Here is a 20,292-nt window from a genome sequence, read left to right as displayed (position 1 = left end):
AAGAATGGCGGCCTTTCGGCCGCCATTCTGTTCGATCCGAGAATGTTTCGGCCGAAGCCGGCTCTTGCTAGCCGCCGGTCTCGGCGCTGATGACGTCGCCGATCAGATCCCACTTGCCGCCCTTGAACTGAATCATCTTGAGCTGCTCGATCGGGGCGAAGTCGTTCGGCGAAGTGTTGATCTTGATGCCGGGAATCAGGACGTCGGGGGTAAAGTCCTTGAGGCTGGCGGCCTGCTTCATCACGTTGTCCCGCGTCAGCTCGTCGCCGCACTGCTTCAGCACCTGCACCATGGTCTGCGCAGCGGTGTAGCCGTAGACGAGGTTGATGTCGGAGATATTGGCGCCCGGCATGTATTTGTCGATGAAGGCCATGAACTTCTTCATGCCGGCATCGTCCTTCCATTGCGGGTCGGATGCATCCTTCAGATAGGTCGCCGACAGCACGCCTTCGGAGGCTTGCAGGCCCGCAGGCTGCATCACCGCGCCGATCGAGATCGAGACGTCGGTCATCACCTGCATCGGCTTCCATTCCAGTTCGGCGATCTTCTTGATCGCTTGGGCGGCGAATTTCGGCGTCGCGATGTTGACGAAGACGTTGGCGCCGGTGCCCTTCAGCTTGACGATGTGGGAGTCGATCGATGGTTCGGTGGTCTCGTAGCTCTCTTCCGCGACGATCAGCGAGGACGCCTTGTTGCCGAAGATCTCCTTGATGCCGGCGACGTAATCCTTGCCGAAATCGTCGTTGGCATAGAAGATCGCGACCTTCGCGTCGGGCTTCGCCTGCAGGATGTACTTCGCGAAGACTCGCGCCTCGACCCGGTAACTCGGCTGGAAGCCCATGGTCCATGGGAAGGCTTTCGGATCGTTCCACTTGCTGGCGCCGGTGGCCAGGAAGAGCTGCGGCACCTTCTTGGTGTTGTGATATTTCTGCACGGCAGTCTGGGTCGGCGTGCCCAGCGCGTTGAACACCAGGAAAACCTCGTCGCTCTCGATCAGTTTGCGGATCTGCTCCACCGTCTTCGGCGGCGAATAGGCGTCGTCATAAGAGATCCAGTTGATCTTGCGGCCGTTGATGCCGCCCTGCTCGTTGATCATCTTGAAATAGGCCTCTTCGGTCTTGCCGATGATGCCGTAGGCGGACGCCGGGCCGGAATAGGCCTCGACATTGCCGATCTTGATCTCGGTGTCGCTGGCGCCGGTGTCGTATTTCTTCTGGGCGTAGGCACCCTGGACGGTGAGCAACGTCAAGGCGGTCGCTGCGGCGAGCAGGGAGAGTTTCTTGTTGTTCATGAAAATTCCTTGGGTTTCTTCTGGGGTGGAGACAGGCACGTCAGAAAAGCAAAAGCACCCGCGGAGGGGCGCTTTCGTCAGGCGGTGGCGACCTTGACCTTGTCGGTTTCGGAGGCCACGGAGAATTCCTTGCGTAAGGTCGGCTTATGGATCTTGCCGGTGGCGTTGCGCGGCAGCGCAGGCACAAAGCGCACCTGGCGCGGGCATTTGAAGCGCGCGAGATTGGCCGCGCAGTGCGCGAACACGTCGGCTTCGGAAAGGTTCTCACCTGGCTTGACCGCGACGATGGCGAGGCCAACCTCGCCCCATTGCGGATCGGGAATGCCGATCACGGCGGCTTCGGCGATCGCGGTGAGCTGGTGCAGGACGTTCTCGACCTCGGCCGGATAGACGTTCTCGCCGCCGGAAATGTACATGTCCTTCCAGCGGTCGACGATGTAGTAAAAACCTTCCTCGTCGACGCGCGTCGCATCGCCGGTGTGCAGCCAGCCGTCAGTGAAGGAGGATTCGTTTGCCTCCGGCCTGTTCCAGTAGCCCGGCGTGATGTTCGGTCCCTTCACCCAGAGCTCACCGAGTTCGCCGACATCGGCATCGCTGCCGTCTGGCCGCACGATCCGCACCTCTGTGTGCAGAACCGGCTTGCCGGCGGAGCCGGCTTTGCGCGCCGCATCCTCGCGGTCGAGCACCAGCACGGCCGGTGAGGTCTCGGTCATGCCGTAGCCCTGCTGCAGAGCGACGCCGCGCGCCTCCCACACCTTCAAGAGCGGCACCGGCATCGGTGCGCCGCCGACACCGCCGACGATCAGCCGAGTAAGATCGGTGGTTACGAAAGCCGGATGCTGCGCCATGAACTGGTAGATCGCAGGCACGCCGAAGAACACGTTGATGCCCTGGGCGGGATCGTTGATCAGGCCGAGCGCCGCGCCGGGATCGAAGGCGCGCATGATCAGCACGGTGCCGCCGGCATGCAGCACCGGGTTGGTGTAGCAGTTCAGCCCGCCGGTGTGGAACAGCGGCAACACGGTGAGCAGCACCGAGGACGGACCGATACAGGCGGGACCGCCGAGGTTGACGCAATTCCAGAAGGTCATGCCGTGGGTGATGGTCGCGCCCTTCGGATGGCCCGTGGTGCCCGATGTGTACATGATGGTCGAGACGTCATCGAGCGTGACTTCTTCGATTGCATCGAGCGGCTTTGTCGCGGCGATGCCGGCCTCATAGGTGCCGCCCGCGGCGAGCAGCAGGCTGGTCGCGACGTTGCAGAGCTTCGCCACGGTGAGCGCGGTCTCGGCGAGATCGGTGTCATGGATCATCACCTTCGGCGCACAATCGCCGACGATGAACTGGAGCTCGGGGACGGTGAGGCGGGTGTTGAGCGGCACGAAGATGGCGCCGAGCCGTCCGCAGGCGAACTGCACTTCCAGCGTGTCCGTCGTGTTCAGCGCCAGCACCGCAACGCGATCGCCGCGCGAGATCTGCAGCGCATCGCGCAGGAACGAGGCAAGGCGCGAGACGCGGGCGTCGAACTGCGAATAGGTGAAGCGGCGCTCGCTCGCGAGGTCGATGACCGCGACCTTGCCAGGTGTGCGGCGGGCATGATGAGCGATCCAGTCGTAATAACGAACGGCCAAAACTCCCTCCCTCGGCGGCTTTTGCCGCCTGCATTCTTGTTGCCGTGCACCAGGCCCGGCGTGGCCCTGGGAGGCCAGCCGGAGTTTGTGCACCAAGTCTTTTTTGACCCGGAGTTGGTCCGCGAGGGACGAAAACTGTCTTGCGTTCAGTTGCTAGGTCATGGCCTGCTCGGAGCAGCTCTGTCCGGTCAGCCACTCCGCGCAAGTGAGCCGCCAATGTTCCGGCCATGGTACATGCGAAGAATCGCCGTCAGCGAGGCGCGCAATGAAGAGCCCGTTCTATACCGCCGAGCATGATGCCTTCCGCGACGTGATGCGCCGCTTCGTCGCGAAGGAGATCGAGCCTTACGCCCATGAATGGGACGAGGCCGGCGAATTCCCGCGCGCGCTCTATCGCAAGGCCGCCGAGATCGGGCTGCTGGGGCTGGGATTTCCCGAGGAATATGGCGGTATTCCCGCCGACCAGTTCATGAAGATCGTGGCGAGCCAGGAGCTGGCGCGGGCCGGCGCTGGCGGCGTCAGCGCGAGCCTGATGAGCCATACCATCGGCTCGCCGCCGATTGCACGGGCAGGCCGGCCTGAGATCAAGGCAAGAGTGCTGCCGCAAATTCTCACTGGGCAGAAGATTTCCGCGCTCGCGATCACCGAGCCGAGCGGCGGCTCCGATGTCGCCAACCTTCGCACCAAGGCGCGGCGGGACGGTGATCACTACGTCGTGAGCGGCGAGAAGACCTTCATCACCTCCGGCGTGCGCGCCGACTATCTGACCGTTGCGGTGCGCACCGGCGGCGAGGGCGCCGGCGGCGTCAGCCTGCTCTTGATCGAGGGCAACACGCCGGGATTATCACGCATCAAGCTCAAGAAGATGGGCTGGTGGGCCTCCGATACCGCGACGCTGCATTTCGACGACTGCCGCGTGCCGGCCGAGAACCTGATCGGCGAGGAGGGCCAGGGCTTCAAGATCATCATGCGGAATTTCAACAGCGAGCGCATGGGCATGGCGGCGGGCTGCACCGCCTTTGCGCGGGTCTGCGTCGATGAGGCGATCGCCTACGCCAAGGAGCGCAAGACCTTCGGCAAGCCGCTCGCGCAGCACCAGGTGATCCGCCACAAGATCGTCGACATGGCGCAGAGGGTCGCAGCAAGCCAGGCTATGCTGGAGATGCTGGCCTGGCGGCTGGAGCAAGGCGAAAGCCCGGTCGCCGAGATCTGCATGATGAAGAACCAGGCGACGCAGACCATGGCGTTCTGCGCCTCGGAAGCGGTGCAGATCTTCGGCGGCGCCGGCTTCATGCGCGGCATCAAGGCCGAGCGCATCTACCGCGAGGTCAAGGTCAACGCCATCGGCGGCGGCACCGAGGAGATCATGAAGGATCTCGCGAGCAGGCAGATGGGTCTATGAATTCTCTCTCCTCGCGTCATTCCGGGGCGCGAGCGAAGCGGAGCGAGCCCGGAATCCATACTCACGATCGTGGCTATGGATTCCGGGCCCGCGCCAAGGGGCGCGTCCCGGAATGACGAGGCTGAGAGCTAATGCTGTTCACCGCCGACCACGACGACATCCGCCGCTCCCTGCAAAAATTCATCACCAACGAGATCAACCCTCATGTCGATGACTGGGAGAAGGCCGATATCTTTCCGGCGCACGAGCTGTTCAAGAAAATGGGCAGCCTCGGCTTCCTCGGGCTGAACAAGCCGGTCGAGTTCGGCGGCTCGGGTCTTGATTATTCTTACGCGTTGATGATGGCGGAGGAGCTAGGGGCCGTCACCTGCGGCGGCGTGCCGATGGCGATCGGGGTGCAGACCGACATGGCGACGCCGGCGCTGGCGCGGTTCGGCTCCGACGAGGTGCGGCGCGAATTCCTGGCGCCCTCGATCGCCGGCGATTATGTCGCCTGCATCGGCGTCTCCGAGCCCGGCGCGGGATCGGACGTCGCCTCGATCAAGACCAATGCGCGCGCCGACGGCGACGATTACGTCATCAACGGCGGCAAGATGTGGATCACCAACGGCACGCAGGCCGACTGGATCTGCCTGCTCGCCAACACCGGCGATGGACCGGTTCATCGCAACAAGTCGCTGATCTGCGTGCCCATGAAGGCCAAGGGTGTCACTGTCGCGCGCAAGCTCGACAAGATGGGCATGCGCTCCTCCGACACGGCGCAAATCTTCTTCGACAATGTCCGCGTGCCCAAACGCAACCGGATCGGTGAGGAGGGCAAGGGCTTTACCTACCAGATGATCCAGTTCCAGGAGGAGCGGCTGTGGGGCGCTGCGGCCTGCCTGAAGGCGCATGAATACATCATCAACGAGACCATCGAATATACCCGCAACCGGAAAGCCTTCGGCCAGAGCATCCTCGACAATCAGGTCGTGCACTTCAAGCTTGCCGAGATGCAGACCGAGGTCGAGCTGTTGCGCGCGTTGGTCTATCGTGCCGGGGAGGCGCTGGTCGCTGGCGAGGACGTCACCAGGCTTGCGACCATGGCCAAGCTGAAGGCCGGCCGGCTCGGGCGCGAGCTCACCGACGCCTGCTTGCAATATTGGGGCGGAATGGGCTTTACCAACGAGACGCCGGTCAGCCGCGCCTATCGCGACAGCCGCCTGACTTCGATCGGCGGCGGCGCCGACGAGGTCATGCTGATGGTCCTGTGCAAGATGATGGGCACGCTGCCCGGCAGCAGAGGAAATGCCTGATGATCACGCTCTATCACTGCGACGCCGCGCGTTCGTTCCGCCCGCTCTGGATGCTGGAGGAGATGGGCCTCCCATACGAGCTGAAGATGCTGCCGTTCCCGCCGCGGGTCTTCGCCAAGGACTATCTCGGCATCAATCCGCTCGGGACAATTCCATTCATGATCGACGGCGAAACGCGGATGACCGAGTCCTCCGGCATCTGCCACTATCTCGGCATCACCTACGGACCGACGCCGCTGATGGTTGGCCCTGAGGATCCCGCCTACGGTGCGTTCCTGAACTGGATGTATTTCAGCGACGCCACGTTAACCTTCCCGCAGACGCTGGTGCTCCGATACACCCAGCTCGAGCCGGAGGAACGCCGCAACCCGCAGGTCGCCGGCGATTATGCGAAATGGTTCTTAGGGCGATTGCGCGCCGTTGAGGCAGCGACCACGAATGCCGAAACCTTGTGCGCCGGCCGCTTCACCGCCGCTGATATCGTGATCGGCTACGCGCTCCGGCTCGCCGACGCCATCGGGCTCGCCAAGGATTTTGGGCCAAATGTCGCAGCCTATTGGGCGCGCCTGCAGCAACGCGACGGCTTCAAACGCGCGGTGGCGGCAGAGCAGAAGGCCGGGATAGAGCAGAACGTCGCGCCGCGGGTAAGGGCTTAGCTTTATTTTTGTCGTCCTAGCGAAAGCCAGGACCCATTACCACAGGGAGCAGTTTGGCGAAGACTCGTGGTCGCCAGTCCCGCGCCGCAACTTATCCCTGGGGTAACGGGTCCTCGATCAGCGCTTCGCTTCGCTGCGCTTGTCCAGGACGACGGTGTGAGGGGTTCCGGGTTCGTCCCTCGACCGTCCCGGAACGACGATGCTTTGCACCTCCATGACAGCGCTATCCCGTCGTGACAGCGCCCAAATTTCCGCTAAGGTGACCTCCGTCCGCAGCGGCCAGAGAGCCGCGCGAGGAGGACCGCCAATGGAAGACAAGGGTCGCGAATCCGACCATCTGATGCTGATCACGCCCGAGCGGGTGTTCTATGCCGGCCTGCTCGGCCGCCCGCGCAAGCGGACGCCCGGTTGCTGCCACGTCTATGTCGCGGTCAAGGGCAGCCTGCATCTGACGCTTGATGACGTCCCTGCCACCGGCGAATTGTTCGTCACCCTGCCGAATCAGCGGCATTCCATTGCCAGCGACTATCGCACTGCCATCAGCGTGACGCTCGAGCCGGAAAGCATGCCGGACGGTGTGATCGAGGCATTGGCCGAGCGGTTGACCGGACCGGATAGCGCCGCCTATGCCCGCAAGATCCTCGCGGCCTACGCGCTGCTGCGCCAGCGCCGCTATGGCGACATCACCACCGCCGAGTTCGACGAGATGTGTTTCGGCGAGGCGCTGCCGCGCCGCGTGCTCGACGCGCGCGTGACGCGCGCCGTCGCGCGCATCGAGCGCTTCTCCGGCGAGCCGGTGACGGCCGATACCTGTGCCGCGGAAGCTGGTCTCTCGGCCTCGCGCTTCCTGCACCTATTCAAGGAGGAGACCGGCATCTCCTTCCGCTCGTTCCGCGCCTGGAAGCGCGCTCGGCACCTCTTGCACTACGCCAACCAGGACCTCAACCTCGCCCATCTGGCGCAGGACATCGGCTATCCCGACTCGACCCATTTCAGCCATTCGATCCGGCGCTTCTATGGACTGAAGCCGCGCGCGATCTTCGTCGGCTCGCGCGATCTTGCGATCTATCGCAGCAGCGAGACGGTGCGGCTCGCGGAAGCGAGCTAGCATCGTCTTCCGTAGTGTGGGTTAGCGAAGCGTAACCCACCTCTTTAGTTTCTGCGGGGATGGAAGTGGTGGGTTACGTCTTCGGCTAACCCACCCTACGGCAGTGCCGTTTTTTCTAGCTTCTCCGCGCAAGAAGCCGCATGTCGCGCATCACATGATCGCCAACGTTGCACTCTCACCTCTGCGAGACATCCAAGGCATGAGCGACAAGGCCGTCATCACCTGCGCGCTGAACGGCGTGCTCACCGACCCCAAGCAGCACAACGTGCCGGTCACGCCGGAAGAGATGGCGCGCGAGGCCAGGGCCGCGTTCGATGCCGGCGCCAGCATCATGCACATCCATCTCCGCCAGCAGGCGCCGAACAAGGGGCACCTGCCGTCCTGGGAAGTCAGCGTCAGCAAGGAGATCCAGCAGGCGATCCGCGAGGCCTGCCCCGGCGTGATTATCAACCACACCTCGGGGGTCTCCGGGCCGAACTACAGCGGCGCGCTCGATTGCATCCGCGAGACCAGGCCCGAGATCGCCGCCTGCAACGCCGGCTCGCTGAACTATCTCAAAGTGAAGGCCGACAACACCTGGGCCTGGCCGCCGATGATGTTCGACAATGCGGTCGAGAAGGTGAAGGACTATCTCGACGTCATGAACGCGGTCGGCACCATCCCGGAATTCGAATGCTTCGACGTCGGCATCGTCCGCAGCGTCGGCATGTACACCCAAGTCGGCATGTACAAGGGACCGCTGGAATATAACTTCGTGATGGGCGTTGCCTCCGGCATGCCGTCCGATCCCGAATTGCTGCCGATCCTGCTCAAGCTGAAGCGCCCCGAGGCGCATTGGCAGGTTACCGCGATCGGCCGCGAAGAGATCTGGCCGCTGCACCAGCGCTGCGCCGAGCTCGGCGGCCATTTGCGCACCGGGCTCGAGGACACCTTCTATCTCGCCGACGGCAAGAAGGTGACGTCGAACGGCCAGCTCATCGAAGCGGTCGCCGCCTGCGCCCGTCGCGCCGGGCGCGAGATCGCGAGCCCTGCCGAGGCGCGGAAGATCTTTGGGACGAATCGGTAAGGTTACGCCTCAACCGTCATTGCGAGCGAAGCGACGCAATCCAGAATCTCTCCGCGGAAACAGCCTGGATTGCTTCGTCGCTTCGCTCCTCGCAATAGGATAGAGTTATGTCCATTCTCGAAAACACCATCTCCCCCGGCGGCGCCGCCTATCATGCCAACCGCGACGGCATGCTGGCGCTGATCGACCGCATGCGCGCGCTGGAAGAGCGCACGCGCGCCACATCAGCCGCCGCAAAGGACCGCTTCCACAAGCGCGGCCAGCTCCTGCCGCGCGAGCGGGTCGCGCTGGTGCTTGACCCCGGCGCGCCTTTCCTCGAGCTCTCGACGCTCGCGGGCTACATGTTCGATGTGCCGGATGCGAACAAGAGCGTGCCCGGCGGCGGCGTGATTGCCGGCATCGGTTTCGTCTCGGGCATCCGCTGCATGGTCAGCGCCAATGACGCCGGCATCGATGCCGGCGCGCTCCAGCCCTATGGCCTCGACAAGACTCTGCGGGTGCAGGAGCTCGCGCTTGAAAACAAGCTGCCTTACGTTCAGCTCGTCGAAAGCGCCGGTGCCAACCTCCTGCGCTACCGTGTCGAGGATTTCGTCCGCGGCGGCAACATCTTTCGCAACCTCGCGCGGCTCTCGGCGGCGGGCCTGCCGGTCGTCACCGTGACGCACGGCTCATCGACTGCCGGCGGCGCCTACCAGACCGGTCTGTCCGACTACATCGTCATGGTCCGGGGTCGCACCCGGGCCTTCCTCGCCGGGCCGCCGCTGCTGAAGGCCGCGACCGGCGAGATTGCGACCGAGGAGGAGCTCGGCGGCGCCGAGATGCACACGCAGATCTCCGGGCTCGGCGACTATCTCGCCGAGGACGATCGCGACGCGCTGCGTATCGCGCGCGAGATCATGGCGGCTATGCAATGGGAGCGGCCGGGCAGGGTGGCTGCGCAGTTCAAGCCGCCGCGCTACGACCAGGACGAGCTGCTTGGCATCATGCCGATGGATCACAAGCGTCCCGTGGATATGAAGCAGGTGATCGCACGCATCATTGACGATTCCGACTTCACCGAGATGGCGCCGAACTACGGTCCGGCCACCGTCTGCGGCCATGCCCGCATCGAGGGTCAGGCGATCGGCATCATCACCAACAACGGCCCGCTCGATCCCGCCGGCGCCAACAAGGCGACTCATTTCATCCAGGCCTGCTGCCAGACCCGCACGCCGCTGCTCTATCTCAACAACACCACGGGCTACATGGTCGGAAAAGCCTATGAAGAAGCAGGCATGATCAAGCATGGCTCGAAAATGATCCAGGCGGTGACATCGGCGACGGTGCCGCAGATCACCATCTATTGCGGCGCCTCCTTCGGCGCCGGCAATTACGGCATGTGCGGCCGCGGCTTTCATCCGCGCTTCTGCTTCTCCTGGCCGAACGCCAAGACCGCGGTGATGGGCGGCGAGCAGGCCGCCGAGACCATGGCGATCGTGACCGAGGCCGCGGCCGCACGGCGCGGCAAACCGATCGAGAAGGACAAGCTGGAGGCCATGAAGGCGCAGATCGTCGGCGTCTTCGACGGCCAGATGGACGTGTTCTCGACCAGCGCCCGCGTGCTCGACGACGGCGTGATCGACCCGCGCGACACGCGGGCGGTCCTGTCCGAGGTGCTCGCGATCTGCCGCGAGGGCGATGCACGGAACCCCCAGCGCATGCAATTCTCGGTGGCCCGGCCATGAGGAACGGATCAGCGCAGCAGCGGCCGTTCTTCAAGGTCCTAGTCGCGAACCGCGGCGAGATCGCGTTGCGGGTGATGCGAAGCGCTCGGCGGCTGGGCCTCGGTGTCGTTGCAGTCTATTCGGACGCGGACCGCGATGCTCTGCACGTGCGGCAGGCAGACCAGGCCGTGCGCATCGGCGAAGCCTTGCCGGCGCAATCCTATCTCAACATATCAGCGATCATTGCCGCGGCGAACGCGAGCGGCGCGGACGCCGTGCATCCCGGTTATGGATTTCTTGCCGAGAACGAGGAGTTCGCACAAGCCTGCAAGGAGGCCGGTCTCGTCTTTATCGGCCCGTCGTCGCAGGCGATCGAGGCGATGGGCAACAAGGCCGGCGCCAAGGAACTCATGAAGAGGGCCGGTGTGCCCATCGTGCCCGGCTATCAGGGAGCGGAGCAGGACGACGAGGTGATGCTCGGGGAAGCCGGGAGGATCGGCTTTCCCGTGATGATCAAGGCGGTCGCTGGTGGCGGCGGACGTGGCATGCGGCTCGTGGCCGACGCCGCATCGTTTCCCGGCGCGCTGCGCAGCGCGCGGTCGGAGGCGAAAGCTGCATTTGGCGATCCTACAGTGATCCTTGAACGCGCCATCCAGAACCCGCGCCACATCGAGATCCAGGTGTTAGGCGATGCGCACGGCAACGCCATTCACCTCGGCGAGCGTGACTGCTCGGTGCAGCGGCGGCACCAGAAGCTGATCGAGGAGGCGCCGTCGCCTGCCGTCACGCCCGAGCTGCGCGCGAAAATGGGCGAGGTGGCCGTCGCCGCCGTGAAGGCGCTGCGCTACGAAGGCGCCGGCACGCTTGAATTCCTGCTCGATGAGAACGGCGAATTCTACTTCATGGAGATGAATACGCGCCTCCAGGTCGAGCATCCCGTGACCGAGGCGATCACCGGGCTCGATCTCGTCGAGCTGCAGTTGCGCATCGCGCGCGGCGAGCCGCTGCCGGTGAAGCAGCAGGACGTCAGGTTCTCCGGCCACGCCATTGAGGTACGGCTGTGCTCGGAGGATGCCGCGCACGACTTCATGCCGCAGTCCGGCCGCATGGCGCGCTGGCAGGTGCCGGAAGGCATCCGGGTCGAACACGCGCTGCAGTCGGGCTCGGAGATTCCGCCCTTTTACGATTCCATGATCGCCAAGGTCATCGCCCATGGTGCGACGCGTGAAGAGGCGCGCAGCCGCCTGATCTGCGGCCTGGAGCAGCTCACGGCCTTCGGCGTGACTACCAACCAGGCCTTCCTGATGTCCTGCTTGCGCCATCCCGGCTTTGCCAGGGGCGAGGCGACAACAGCGTTCATCGGAGCGCATCGCGACGAATTGCTGGCGCCCGGCAAGGCCAGCGCGTTTGAGGCAGCGCTCGCCGGCCTCCTGCTCTACGTCACCGATCCGCATGCGCCATCATGGCGCGGCGGGCGGAGTCTCGCAGCAACGTTTCCGTTGCCGGTCAGGATCGAGATTGCCGGTCGCGTCCACGAGCTCGAAGTCACGCGCGAGCGCGACGGCAGCTATACGGTGGCGGGCGATGGCCGACAAGACAGGTTCGAGATCGATCAGCTCGAGTCCGACGCCGTTCGCTTCCGCCACGACGGTGTGATGGACAATGCAAAATTCCTGCGCGATGGCGACCGGCTCTACCTTGGGCATCGCGGCATCCCGCTTGCGGTAACGGATCTGACCCTTGCTGCGCCGAAAGCCGCCGCAGCAAACGGCGGTGACGGCAAGGTCCGCGCCGCGATGAACGGCCGCGTCGTCGCCGTGCTGGTCAAGCCCGGCGACCGCGTCACCGCCGGCCAGCCGGTGATGACGCTGGAGGCGATGAAGATGGAGCACGTCCACAAGGCCGGCATCGACGGTGTGGTCTCCGCGATCGATGTCACCGAGGGCGAGCAGGTCACCACGGGGAAGATCGTGGTGGAGATCGAGGCGGGTTAGCGCCGCAAACACCGCAATCGTAGGGTGGGTTAGCCAACTACGTGCGCCGAAGCTTCCACAAGCGAAGGCGGAAAGCGTAACCCACCACTTTATGTATCCGCGATGAGAAAAGCGGTGGGTTACGCTTCGCTAACCCACCCTACAATTCTATTGCCCCCGCCCCGTCCCCTCATTCAGCAGACACGCCACCCTGTGCCCTTCACCCGCCTGTAGCAGCGCCGGCCGCTCCGTCCTGCATCGCTCCATCGCAAACCGGCAGCGCGTGTGAAACGCGCAGCCGGACGGCGGATTGACTGGACTCGGTACGTCGCCCTCGACCAGCGGCGCGATCTTCTTGGCATGCGGGTTCGCGATCGGCACCGAGGCGAGCAGGGCCTGCGTGTAGGGATGGCGCGGATTGCGGAACAGCTCGTCCTTGTCGGCGATCTCGACGATGCGGCCGAGATACATCACCGCGACACGGTGGCTGATATGGGCGACCACCGCCAGGTCATGCGCGATGAAGAGGTAGGAGAAACCGTGCTGCCGCTGCAGGTCGATCAGCAGGTTGATCACCTGCGCCTGGATCGAGACGTCGAGCGCGGAGACCGGCTCGTCGCAGACGATCAGCCGCGGCTCAAGCGCGAGCGCGCGCGCGATGCAGATGCGCTGTCGCTGGCCGCCGGAAAACTGATGCGGGAAGTTGCGCATCTGGTCGGGCCGCAGGCCCACCTGCTCGAACAACTTTGCGACGCGCGTCTCCAGCGCCTTGCCGCTGGCCAGCCCATGCACGGCCAGCGGCTCACCGACGATGTCGCCCGCGGTCATGCGCGGGTTGAGCGAGGCGAACGGGTCCTGGAACACGATCTGCATCGAACGGCGATGCGGCCTGAGATCGGTCTTGGAGAGATGGGTGATGTCCTCGCCCTCAAGGCGGATCCGGCCCGAGGTCGGCTCGACCAGCCGCAGCACGCTGCGCGCGACCGTAGACTTGCCGCAGCCGGATTCGCCGACGAGGCCGAGCGTCTCGCCGACACCGAGCGCGAACGACACGCCGTCGACCGCATGCACGGTGCCGACCTGCCGGCGCAGCACGCCCGCGCGCACCGGGTAGTGCTTCTTCAGGTCAGTGACCTCGAGCAGCGCTTCGGTCATGCGACCTCCGCGACTTCAGCCGCGCGCCAGCAGGCGGCGAGATGGCCGCCGCCCTGATCCAGGAGCGGCGGATATTCCTCGCAGCGCTTGATCGCGAGCTTGCAGCGCGGCGCGAAAGCGCAGCCTGCCGGCAGGCGCACCAGCGAGGGCACGGTGCCGGGAATTTCGTTGAGCCGGGCCTGCGTCGCGACGCCAGACGCCGGCACCGCCGGGATCGAGGCCATCAGCCCGCGCGTATAGGGATGCTTGGGTGCGGCGAACAGCGCCTCGACGGTCGCCTCCTCCACCTTTTTCCCCGCATACATCACGATGACCCGTTGCGCCGTCTGCGCGACGACGCCGAGATCGTGCGTGATGAGCACGAGGCCGGTGCCGAGCTCCTTCTGCAAGTCGAGGATCAAGGCCAGGATCTGCGCCTGGATGGTGACGTCGAGCGCGGTGGTCGGCTCGTCGGCGATCAGCAGCGCCGGCCGGCAGGCAAGCGCCATCGCGATCATCGCCCGCTGGCGCATGCCGCCCGAAAGCTGGTGCGGATACTCCCGTGCGCGCCGCGCCGGCTCCGGGATGCGCACCAGGCGCAGCATTTCGATCGCGAGGTCTTGGGCCTCTTTGGCCGGCATGTTCCGGTGCAGCCGCACCGCTTCGATGATCTGGTCGCCGATCCGCATCACCGGATTGAGCGAGGTCATCGGCTCCTGGAAGATCATCGAGATGCGATTTCCCCGGATCGCGCGCATGGCCGCATCATCCAGCGCCAGGAGATCGGTGCCTTCGAGCGTCACAGAGCCACCGACGATACGGCCCGGCGGATCGGGCACGAGCCGCATCAGCGACAGCGCGGTGACGCTCTTGCCACACCCGGACTCGCCGACGATCGCCAGCGTCTCGCCGCGCCTGACGGTAAACGAGACGTCGTCCACGGCCTTGAACAGGCCGGAATTCGTGAAGAACACCGTTTTCAGGTTCTTCACATCGAGCACGATATCGGATTTTTTCGTCATCAGCCGCGCTGCCTCGGATCCAGAATGTCGCGCAGGGCGTCACCGAACAGATTGGTGCCGAACACGGCAAGGCTGATCGCGATGCCCGGAAAGATCACCAGCCACGGCGCGGTGCGGACGTATTCGGCGGCCGATTCCGACAGCATGCGGCCCCAGGACGGATAGGGCTCGGGAATGCCGAGGCCGAGGAAGGAGAGCGAGGCTTCGGTGAGAATGGTCGAGCCGAGCTGCGCGGTGGCAAGCACGATCAACGGCGCCAGCGTGTTCGGCAGCACGTGGCGGACCGCGATCTGCATCTCGCTCATGCCGATCGATTTGGCGGCCTCGACGAACGGCTGCTCGCGCAGCGCCAGCGTATTGGCGCGGATCACGCGGGCGACGGTCGGGATCAGCGGAATGGCGATCGCGATGATGACGTTCGGCAAGGACGGACCGAGCGCGGCCGTCATCACCAGGGCCAGCACCAGCAGCGGCAGTGCCTGCAGGATGTCGGAGACGCGCTGGAATACGAGGTCGAACCAGCCGGAGAGGTAGCCCGAGGTCAATCCCACGATCACGCCGATGGTGCCACCGAGCGCCGTCGAGCCGAGGCCGACCGCGAGCGATATCCGCGCGCCGTGGATGATACGGCTGAACACGTCGCGGCCGAAGGAATCCGTACCCATCCAGTGCGCGGCGCTGGGGCGGGCCAGCGCACGCGCGGCATCGACCGTCAGCGGATCATAGCGCGCGATGAAGTCGGCAAAGACGGCCGTGAACACGAATACCGTCATGATGATGAGCCCCGCTGCGCCCAGCACATGGCGCTGCGCCAGGAACAGCACCCGCCGCCAGCCGCCGGTCGCATGGGCGCCAGCGCGCCTCAGTTCGAGATCATAGTCGATCGTGGCCATATGCCTACCTTCTCCCTCTCCCCGCTTGCGGGGAGAGGGTTGGGGTGAGGGGGGCTCTCCGCAGGGGTGGTGAGAGCTGGACTCGCGGAGAGTCCCCCTCACCCGAATTCGAGCTGCGCGCGAATTCGACCTCTCCCCGCAAGCGGGGAGAGGTGAAGGAACGTGCATGCGCTGTGCGAGTGAGGATCATACGATCAATCCGTAAACCGGATGCGCGGGTCGAACACGGCGTAGAGCATGTCGACGGTGAAATTCGCGAACACCACGACGACCGCGATGAACATCACGAGATTCTGCACGATCGGATAGTCGCGCCAGCGGATCGCCTCGACCAGGAAGCGCGCGACGCCGGGGATGTTGAACACGGTCTCGGTGACGATGAGGCCGCCGATCAGGAAGGCCGCCTCGATGCCGATCACGGTGATGACGGGCAGAATCGCGTTCTTCAGGGCGTGGTGATAGTTCACCGCGGCGTCGGATGCGCCCTTGGCGCGGGCGGTGCGGATATAGTCCTGCCGCAGCACCTCCAGCATCGAGGAGCGGGTGATGCGCATGGTCAGCGCGGCGCTGCGGAAGCCGACTGCGGCGGCCGGCACCGCGTAGGTCGCGAACGCTTCCAGCCAGGTCTGCGGATTGGGATTGAAGATCGGCATCTGGCCGAACATGGCCACCGACGCGGTCAGGATGAGCAGGCCGAGCCAGAACGAGGGCAGTGACAAGCCGCTGAGGCTGACCACGCGTAAGCCGTAGTCGAGCTTGGTTCCCTGCTTCACCGCGCTGATGACGCCGAGTGGAATGCCGATCGAGGCGGAGAACAGCAGCGCAAGCCCGGCGAGCCGCGCCGTGATCGGGATCCGCGGCAGGATCTCCTGCAGCGCCGGTTTCTCGGAGACATAGGAGTAGCCGAAGTCGCCGCGCAGGAAGCCGCCGATCCAGTGCAGATATTGCACCACCAGCGGCTGGTCGATGCCGAGCTCCTTCTCCAGATTGGCCTTGTCGGCGGGGTCGACATAGCCGGCGGCAGCAAACAGGATGTCGACGATGTTGCCGGGCACGATGCGCAGCAGGAAGAAGATGACGATCGATATCCCGAACAGGGTCACGAGCATCAGGAACAGGCGTCGTACCAGATAGGCAAACATCTTCCGCCTCCTGCCGAGCTCGTCAGCCGCCCGCCGCCTGCGCTACTTGTCCATCCACACGTCCTCGTAGCGGTAGCCATTATAGGAGCTGTTCGACATGACCGTCACGCCCTTGACATAGGGCTTCCAGCACGTGCCGGTGCGCGCGTGGAAGATGATGGGCCGGGCAACGTCCTCCTGGAGCTTCTTGTCGATCTCCCACACCAGCTTTTTGCGCTTGTTGATGTCGGTCTCCTGCGACTGCACGTCGAACAGTTTCTCGATCTCCTTGTTGCAGTAATTGGTGTAGTTGCGCTCGGAGCCGCAGGAATAGTTCTCGTAGAAGGACTGATCGGGATCGTCGACGGCATTGCCGGTCAGATTGAGACCGAGCATATAGTCCTTGCGCGCGACTTTCGGGAACCAGTTCGCCGTCTCGACGACGTCGAGCTCGCCGTCGATGTAAATGCTCTTGAGCTGATCGATCAGGATCACCGCGGGGTCGCGGTACACGGGGATGTTGCGGGTCGAGACCTTGACCGCGAGATGCTTGTCCGGTCCGTAGCCGGCTTTTTGCATCAGCTTCTTCGCCTCCTCGCGGTTGGCTTTTACATCCGGACCATAACCCGGGATGCTCTGCAGCATGTCCTTCGGCATCGCCCAGAGTCCCGCGGGAGCCGGTTCCATGGTGCCGCCGATGTCGGCCTGGCCTTCGAAGAGGATGTCGACGAAAGCCTTGCGGTCGAGCGCCAGCGCCATCGCCCGGCGGACATCGGCATTGTCGAACGGCGGTGCGGTCGAATTGACGATGATGTTGGTCGAGACGTTGTTGGGCTCGACGACGCACACCGCCGTCGGGTCCTGTGACTTGACGTCCTTCAGCAGCGGGATCGAAACCTCGGTCGGGAAGGTCATGTCGAACTTGCCGGCGACGAAGGCGAGGATTGCGGTCGAGCGGTTCGGAATGATCGTGAACTCGATGCCGTCGAGATAGGGCCGACCCTTGCGCCAATAGTCGGGGTTGCGGGTCAGCTTGATCGATTCATTGGCCTTGAACTCGACGAATTTGAACGGGCCGGTGCCGATCGGATGCGTGCGCATCTCGGCGGGCGAGACGTGGCAGGGATAGACCGGCGTATAGCCGGAGGCGAGCAGCGCCAGCAGCGAGGGCTGCGGCCGCTTCAGGTTGAAGGAGACCTCGAGATCGCCGTTGGTCGTGACGTCGTTGACCTCGTTGTACCAGGCCTTGCGCGGGTTCTGCCGGAACTTCTGCTGCGACTTGCCCATCAGCATGTCGAAGGTGCATTTGACATCCGCCGAGGTGAACGGCTTGCCGTCATGCCATTTCACGCCCTGGCGAAGCTTGAAGGTCAGCGTTTTGTTGTCGTTCACCCACGCCCAGCTCTCCGCGAGTTCCGGGACGATGGTGTCCATGCTGTTCTGCGCCACGTCCTGCTTGTAGATGACGAGGTTGTTGAAGACCGGCATGAAGGGAACGTTGAGCGAATAGGTCGCGCCCTCGTGGATCGAGGCGTTGCCGGGGCTGTCGCGGTGATACATCCGCAAAATGCCGCCCTGTTTGGGCTCGCCGGCGAGCGTTGTGGTTGAGGTCGTCAGCACAGATAGCGCCGCCATTGCGGCGAGCGCCCACACGCTCCGCATGCTCATCCTCCCTGGACACCGGCCTTTTGCGGCCTGTTGATCGTGACGATAGCGACGCGGGCGGAGGGAGGCAACCGGCGAAGGCCCTCTGCGGCCTTGGTAATTCGGATGACGTAAGGTCGCACGGCGCTCCCGCATAATGTGAGAGGTTCCCCATGTCGTCCTGGCGAAAGCCAGGACCCATTACCCCAGGGAATAGTTTGGCGAAGACTGGTCGTTTGGGACTTGCACCGTACGCTCCGCAGATGGATTCCGCGGTATGGGTCCTGGCTTTCGCCAGGACGACGTTGGTGAGATATCTCGCTTAGACACCGCTCGTCGTTGCGAGCGTCTCGAGCCTACACCTGCAGCGTGTCCCCGCCCTTCAGGTGCAGCAGCTCGCGCGCCTCATCCGAGGTCGCGACTTCGAGGCCGAGGCCTTCGATGATCTTGCGGGCGAGCCGCACCTGCTCGGCGTTCGAGGACGCCATCCGGCCCGGCGCGGCCCACAGCGAGTCCTCCAGGCCGACGCGGATATTGCCGCCCATGGCCGCCGCCATCGCCGCGATCGGCAATTGATGTCGCCCGGCCCCCAGCACCGACCAGACGAACTTGTCGCCGAACAGCCGCTCTGCCGTGCGCTTCATGTGCAGCACATCTTCCGGGTGCGGGCCGATGCCGCCCTGAAGGCCGAACACGGTCTGGACGAACAGTGGTGGCTTCACCAGGCCTTGATCAAGGAAGTATTGCAGATTGTAGAGATGCGCGGTGTCGTAGCACTCGAACTCGAAGCGCGTTCCGGTCTCCGACAGCGTCTTCAACACGAATTCGATGTCCTGGAAGGTGTTGCGGAACACGATGTCCTTGTTCTCGACATGCTTACGCTCCCACTCATGCTTGAAGGTCTTGAAGCGGTTGAGCATGCCGAAGAAGCCGAAATTCATCGAGCCCATGTTCAGCGAGGCGACCTCCGGCTTGTAGACCGCTGCGGGGCGCACGCGCTCGTCCACCGTCATGGTCGGCGAGCCGCCGGTGGTGAGGTTGATCACCGCGTTGGAACGTTGCTTGATGATCTTCAGGAATGGCGCAAAGGCCTCCGGCGACTGATCCGGCTGGCCGGTTTCGGGGTTGCGCGCATGCAGATGCACGATCGCAGCGCCCGCTTCCGCGGCCTCTACGGCCGCATCCGCAATCTCCTGCGGCGTCACGGGCAGCGCTGGCGACATCGACGGCGTGTGGATCGCGCCGGTGACGGCACAGGTGATGATGACTTTGCGGGCCATGGACTTTAACTCCCGGTTTTAACTCGAAGCGGGCTGTGATCTAAGGTCACGCTTAGCATTTCGGACCGACTGGAGCCATCATGGATCTCGACATCAAAGGTTTGCGCGTATTGGTGACCGCGGGTGCGGGCGGCATAGGGCTTGCAATCGCCCGCCGTTTCGCCGGCGAGGGCGCAAAGGTGCATGTTTGCGATGTCGACGAGATGGCGCTCGCCGCCCTTGCCAAAAGCGATCCCGCACTGACGCACTCGCAATGCGACGTGTCCGACCGCACCGCGGTGAAGACGATGTTCGACGCGGCGGTCCGCGCGCTCGGCGGCCTCGACGTGCTCGTCAACAATGCCGGCATCGCCGGCCCGACGGCGAAGATCGAGGAGATGAATCCGGAAGACTGGGACCGCTGCGTCGAGGTCTGCCTTACCGGCCAGTTCAACTGCACGCGGCTTGCCGTGCCGCTGCTGCGCGAGAGCAAGAATGCCTCGATCGTCAATATTTCTTCCGCGGCGGGGAAGGTCGGCTTCGCCATGCGTACGCCCTACGCGGCGTCGAAGTGGGGCGTGATCGGCCTGACCAAGTCGCTGGCGATCGAGCTCGGCCCCGACAAGATCCGCGTCAACGCCATCCTGCCGGGCCTCGTCGCCGGCGACCGCCAGCGCCGCGTGCTAGAGGCCAAGGCGCAGCAGCGCGGCATCTCCTACACCGAAATGGAGCGTATCGCGTTCTCCTATACATCTATCAAGGATTACGTCACGCCGGAGCAGATCGCCGACCAGATCCTGTTCATGTGCAGCCCGCGCGGCCGCACCATTTCCGGCCAGGCGATCTCGATATGTGGTGACACGCAGATGTTGGGGTAGGCTGCGTCAGCAAGTTCGTCGTCCCGGACAAGCGTAGGGAAGCGGAGCGCAGATCCGGGACGACACTGTAGCCGCATCGGCGCAGTGCTCCCTCGCCCCGCTTGCGGGGAGAGGGTTGGGGTGAGGGGGAGTCTCCGCGGGGGCGGTGGCAGTTGGACTCGCGGAAGCGCCCCCTCACCCGGAATTCAAGCTTCGCTTGAATTCCGGCCTCTCCCC

Annotated in this window: 16 protein-coding genes; 8 read left to right on the top strand and 8 right to left on the bottom strand. The window is 64.3% G+C overall.

Annotated features, from left to right (window positions below):
* Nucleotides 1-67: 67 nt before the first annotated feature.
* The gene (locus tag MTX21_RS24280) at nucleotides 68-1,291 is read right to left on the bottom strand and encodes an ABC transporter substrate-binding protein (protein WP_280967200.1); all 1,224 of its coding nucleotides are present in this window, start codon (nucleotides 1,289-1,291) and stop codon (nucleotides 68-70) included.
* Nucleotides 1,292-1,368: 77 nt separating this feature from the next.
* Complete coding sequence (locus tag MTX21_RS24275) at nucleotides 1,369-2,922, bottom strand: long-chain fatty acid--CoA ligase (protein WP_280967199.1); 1,554 nt, start codon at nucleotides 2,920-2,922, stop codon at nucleotides 1,369-1,371.
* 265 nt (nucleotides 2,923-3,187) lie between these two features.
* On the opposite strand from MTX21_RS24275, the gene MTX21_RS24270 reads away from it, so the two are divergent.
* The 7 genes from MTX21_RS24270 to MTX21_RS24240 all read left to right on the top strand — a co-directional run bounded on the left by MTX21_RS24270 (nucleotide 3,188) and on the right by MTX21_RS24240 (nucleotide 12,146).
* On the top strand, nucleotides 3,188-4,324 hold the full coding sequence (locus tag MTX21_RS24270) for an acyl-CoA dehydrogenase family protein (RefSeq protein WP_280967198.1): 1,137 nt from the start codon (nucleotides 3,188-3,190) through the stop codon (nucleotides 4,322-4,324).
* Nucleotides 4,325-4,455: 131 nt separating this feature from the next.
* Nucleotides 4,456-5,619 carry an acyl-CoA dehydrogenase family protein gene (locus MTX21_RS24265; protein WP_280967197.1) on the top strand — a complete coding sequence of 388 codons (1,164 nt, stop codon included), beginning with the start codon at nucleotides 4,456-4,458 and terminating at the stop codon, nucleotides 5,617-5,619.
* Nucleotides 5,619-6,275: a glutathione S-transferase family protein gene (locus MTX21_RS24260; RefSeq protein WP_280967196.1), complete on the top strand. Its 657-nt coding sequence runs from the start codon at nucleotides 5,619-5,621 to the stop codon at nucleotides 6,273-6,275. Before MTX21_RS24265 ends, MTX21_RS24260 begins: the two co-directional genes overlap by 1 nt.
* A 307-nt stretch (nucleotides 6,276-6,582) precedes the next feature.
* Nucleotides 6,583-7,383, top strand: coding sequence for an AraC family transcriptional regulator (locus tag MTX21_RS24255; RefSeq protein WP_280967195.1), 801 nt, complete (start codon nucleotides 6,583-6,585; stop codon nucleotides 7,381-7,383).
* A 199-nt stretch (nucleotides 7,384-7,582) separates the two neighbouring features.
* Nucleotides 7,583-8,449 carry a 3-keto-5-aminohexanoate cleavage protein gene (locus MTX21_RS24250; protein ID WP_280967194.1) on the top strand — a complete coding sequence of 289 codons (867 nt, stop codon included), beginning with the start codon at nucleotides 7,583-7,585 and terminating at the stop codon, nucleotides 8,447-8,449.
* 107 nt (nucleotides 8,450-8,556) lie between these two features.
* Nucleotides 8,557-10,173 (top strand): carboxyl transferase domain-containing protein, encoded by a 1,617-nt coding sequence (locus tag MTX21_RS24245; RefSeq protein WP_280967193.1) that lies wholly within the window; start codon nucleotides 8,557-8,559, stop codon nucleotides 10,171-10,173.
* Entirely contained in the window at nucleotides 10,170-12,146 is a 1,977-nt protein-coding gene (locus tag MTX21_RS24240; protein ID WP_280967192.1) for an acetyl-CoA carboxylase biotin carboxylase subunit, read from the top strand. The genes MTX21_RS24245 and MTX21_RS24240 overlap by 4 nt, the downstream gene beginning before the upstream one ends.
* Before the next feature lie 147 nt (nucleotides 12,147-12,293).
* Here the strand turns inward: MTX21_RS24240 and MTX21_RS24235 are convergent, their stop codons facing one another.
* From MTX21_RS24235 to MTX21_RS24210, 6 genes are all read right to left on the bottom strand, one after another.
* Nucleotides 12,294-13,280, bottom strand: coding sequence for a dipeptide ABC transporter ATP-binding protein (locus tag MTX21_RS24235; protein ID WP_280967191.1), 987 nt, complete (start codon nucleotides 13,278-13,280; stop codon nucleotides 12,294-12,296).
* A complete protein-coding gene (locus MTX21_RS24230) occupies nucleotides 13,277-14,281 on the bottom strand; it encodes an ABC transporter ATP-binding protein (RefSeq protein WP_280967190.1) in 1,005 nt (334 codons plus the stop codon). The genes MTX21_RS24235 and MTX21_RS24230 overlap by 4 nt, the downstream gene beginning before the upstream one ends.
* Nucleotides 14,281-15,174 (bottom strand): ABC transporter permease, encoded by an 894-nt coding sequence (locus tag MTX21_RS24225; protein WP_280967189.1) that lies wholly within the window; start codon nucleotides 15,172-15,174, stop codon nucleotides 14,281-14,283. The genes MTX21_RS24230 and MTX21_RS24225 overlap by 1 nt, the downstream gene beginning before the upstream one ends.
* A 194-nt stretch (nucleotides 15,175-15,368) precedes the next feature.
* The gene (locus MTX21_RS24220; RefSeq protein ID WP_280967188.1) at nucleotides 15,369-16,316 is read right to left on the bottom strand and encodes an ABC transporter permease; all 948 of its coding nucleotides are present in this window, start codon (nucleotides 16,314-16,316) and stop codon (nucleotides 15,369-15,371) included.
* Nucleotides 16,317-16,358: 42 nt separating this feature from the next.
* The gene (locus tag MTX21_RS24215; RefSeq protein ID WP_280967187.1) at nucleotides 16,359-17,957 is read right to left on the bottom strand and encodes an ABC transporter substrate-binding protein; all 1,599 of its coding nucleotides are present in this window, start codon (nucleotides 17,955-17,957) and stop codon (nucleotides 16,359-16,361) included.
* A gap of 338 nt (nucleotides 17,958-18,295) precedes the next feature.
* Nucleotides 18,296-19,219 (bottom strand): 3-keto-5-aminohexanoate cleavage protein, encoded by a 924-nt coding sequence (locus tag MTX21_RS24210; RefSeq protein ID WP_280967186.1) that lies wholly within the window; start codon nucleotides 19,217-19,219, stop codon nucleotides 18,296-18,298.
* 80 nt (nucleotides 19,220-19,299) lie between these two features.
* On the opposite strand from MTX21_RS24210, the gene MTX21_RS24205 reads away from it, so the two are divergent.
* Nucleotides 19,300-20,076, top strand: a complete 777-nt coding sequence (locus tag MTX21_RS24205; RefSeq protein ID WP_280967185.1) for an SDR family oxidoreductase — start codon at nucleotides 19,300-19,302, stop codon at nucleotides 20,074-20,076.
* Nucleotides 20,077-20,292 lie beyond the last annotated feature (216 nt).

The organism is Bradyrhizobium sp. ISRA430 (genome assembly GCF_029909975.1).
Taxonomy (GTDB): domain Bacteria; phylum Pseudomonadota; class Alphaproteobacteria; order Rhizobiales; family Xanthobacteraceae; genus Bradyrhizobium.
This window is presented reverse-complemented; position numbering and strand designations above follow the sequence as displayed.

Excerpts from the sequence above, each read along its gene's own strand:
- MTX21_RS24280 (WP_280967200.1), bottom strand. The coding sequence starts at position 1,291 with ATGAACAACAAGAAACTCTCCCTGCTCGCCGCAGCGACCGCCTTGACG.
- MTX21_RS24270 (WP_280967198.1), top strand. The coding sequence starts at position 3,188 with ATGAAGAGCCCGTTCTATACCGCCGAGCATGATGCCTTCCGCGACGTG.
- MTX21_RS24265 (WP_280967197.1), top strand. The coding sequence starts at position 4,456 with ATGCTGTTCACCGCCGACCACGACGACATCCGCCGCTCCCTGCAAAAA.
- MTX21_RS24260 (WP_280967196.1), top strand. The coding sequence starts at position 5,619 with ATGATCACGCTCTATCACTGCGACGCCGCGCGTTCGTTCCGCCCGCTC.
- MTX21_RS24255 (WP_280967195.1), top strand. The coding sequence starts at position 6,583 with ATGGAAGACAAGGGTCGCGAATCCGACCATCTGATGCTGATCACGCCC.
- MTX21_RS24250 (WP_280967194.1), top strand. The coding sequence starts at position 7,583 with ATGAGCGACAAGGCCGTCATCACCTGCGCGCTGAACGGCGTGCTCACC.
- MTX21_RS24245 (WP_280967193.1), top strand. The coding sequence starts at position 8,557 with ATGTCCATTCTCGAAAACACCATCTCCCCCGGCGGCGCCGCCTATCAT.
- MTX21_RS24240 (WP_280967192.1), top strand. The coding sequence starts at position 10,170 with ATGAGGAACGGATCAGCGCAGCAGCGGCCGTTCTTCAAGGTCCTAGTC.
- MTX21_RS24235 (WP_280967191.1), bottom strand. The coding sequence starts at position 13,280 with ATGACCGAAGCGCTGCTCGAGGTCACTGACCTGAAGAAGCACTACCCG.
- MTX21_RS24230 (WP_280967190.1), bottom strand. The coding sequence starts at position 14,281 with ATGACGAAAAAATCCGATATCGTGCTCGATGTGAAGAACCTGAAAACG.
- MTX21_RS24225 (WP_280967189.1), bottom strand. The coding sequence starts at position 15,174 with ATGGCCACGATCGACTATGATCTCGAACTGAGGCGCGCTGGCGCCCAT.
- MTX21_RS24220 (WP_280967188.1), bottom strand. The coding sequence starts at position 16,316 with ATGTTTGCCTATCTGGTACGACGCCTGTTCCTGATGCTCGTGACCCTG.
- MTX21_RS24215 (WP_280967187.1), bottom strand. The coding sequence starts at position 17,957 with ATGCGGAGCGTGTGGGCGCTCGCCGCAATGGCGGCGCTATCTGTGCTG.
- MTX21_RS24210 (WP_280967186.1), bottom strand. The coding sequence starts at position 19,219 with ATGGCCCGCAAAGTCATCATCACCTGTGCCGTCACCGGCGCGATCCAC.
- MTX21_RS24205 (WP_280967185.1), top strand. The coding sequence starts at position 19,300 with ATGGATCTCGACATCAAAGGTTTGCGCGTATTGGTGACCGCGGGTGCG.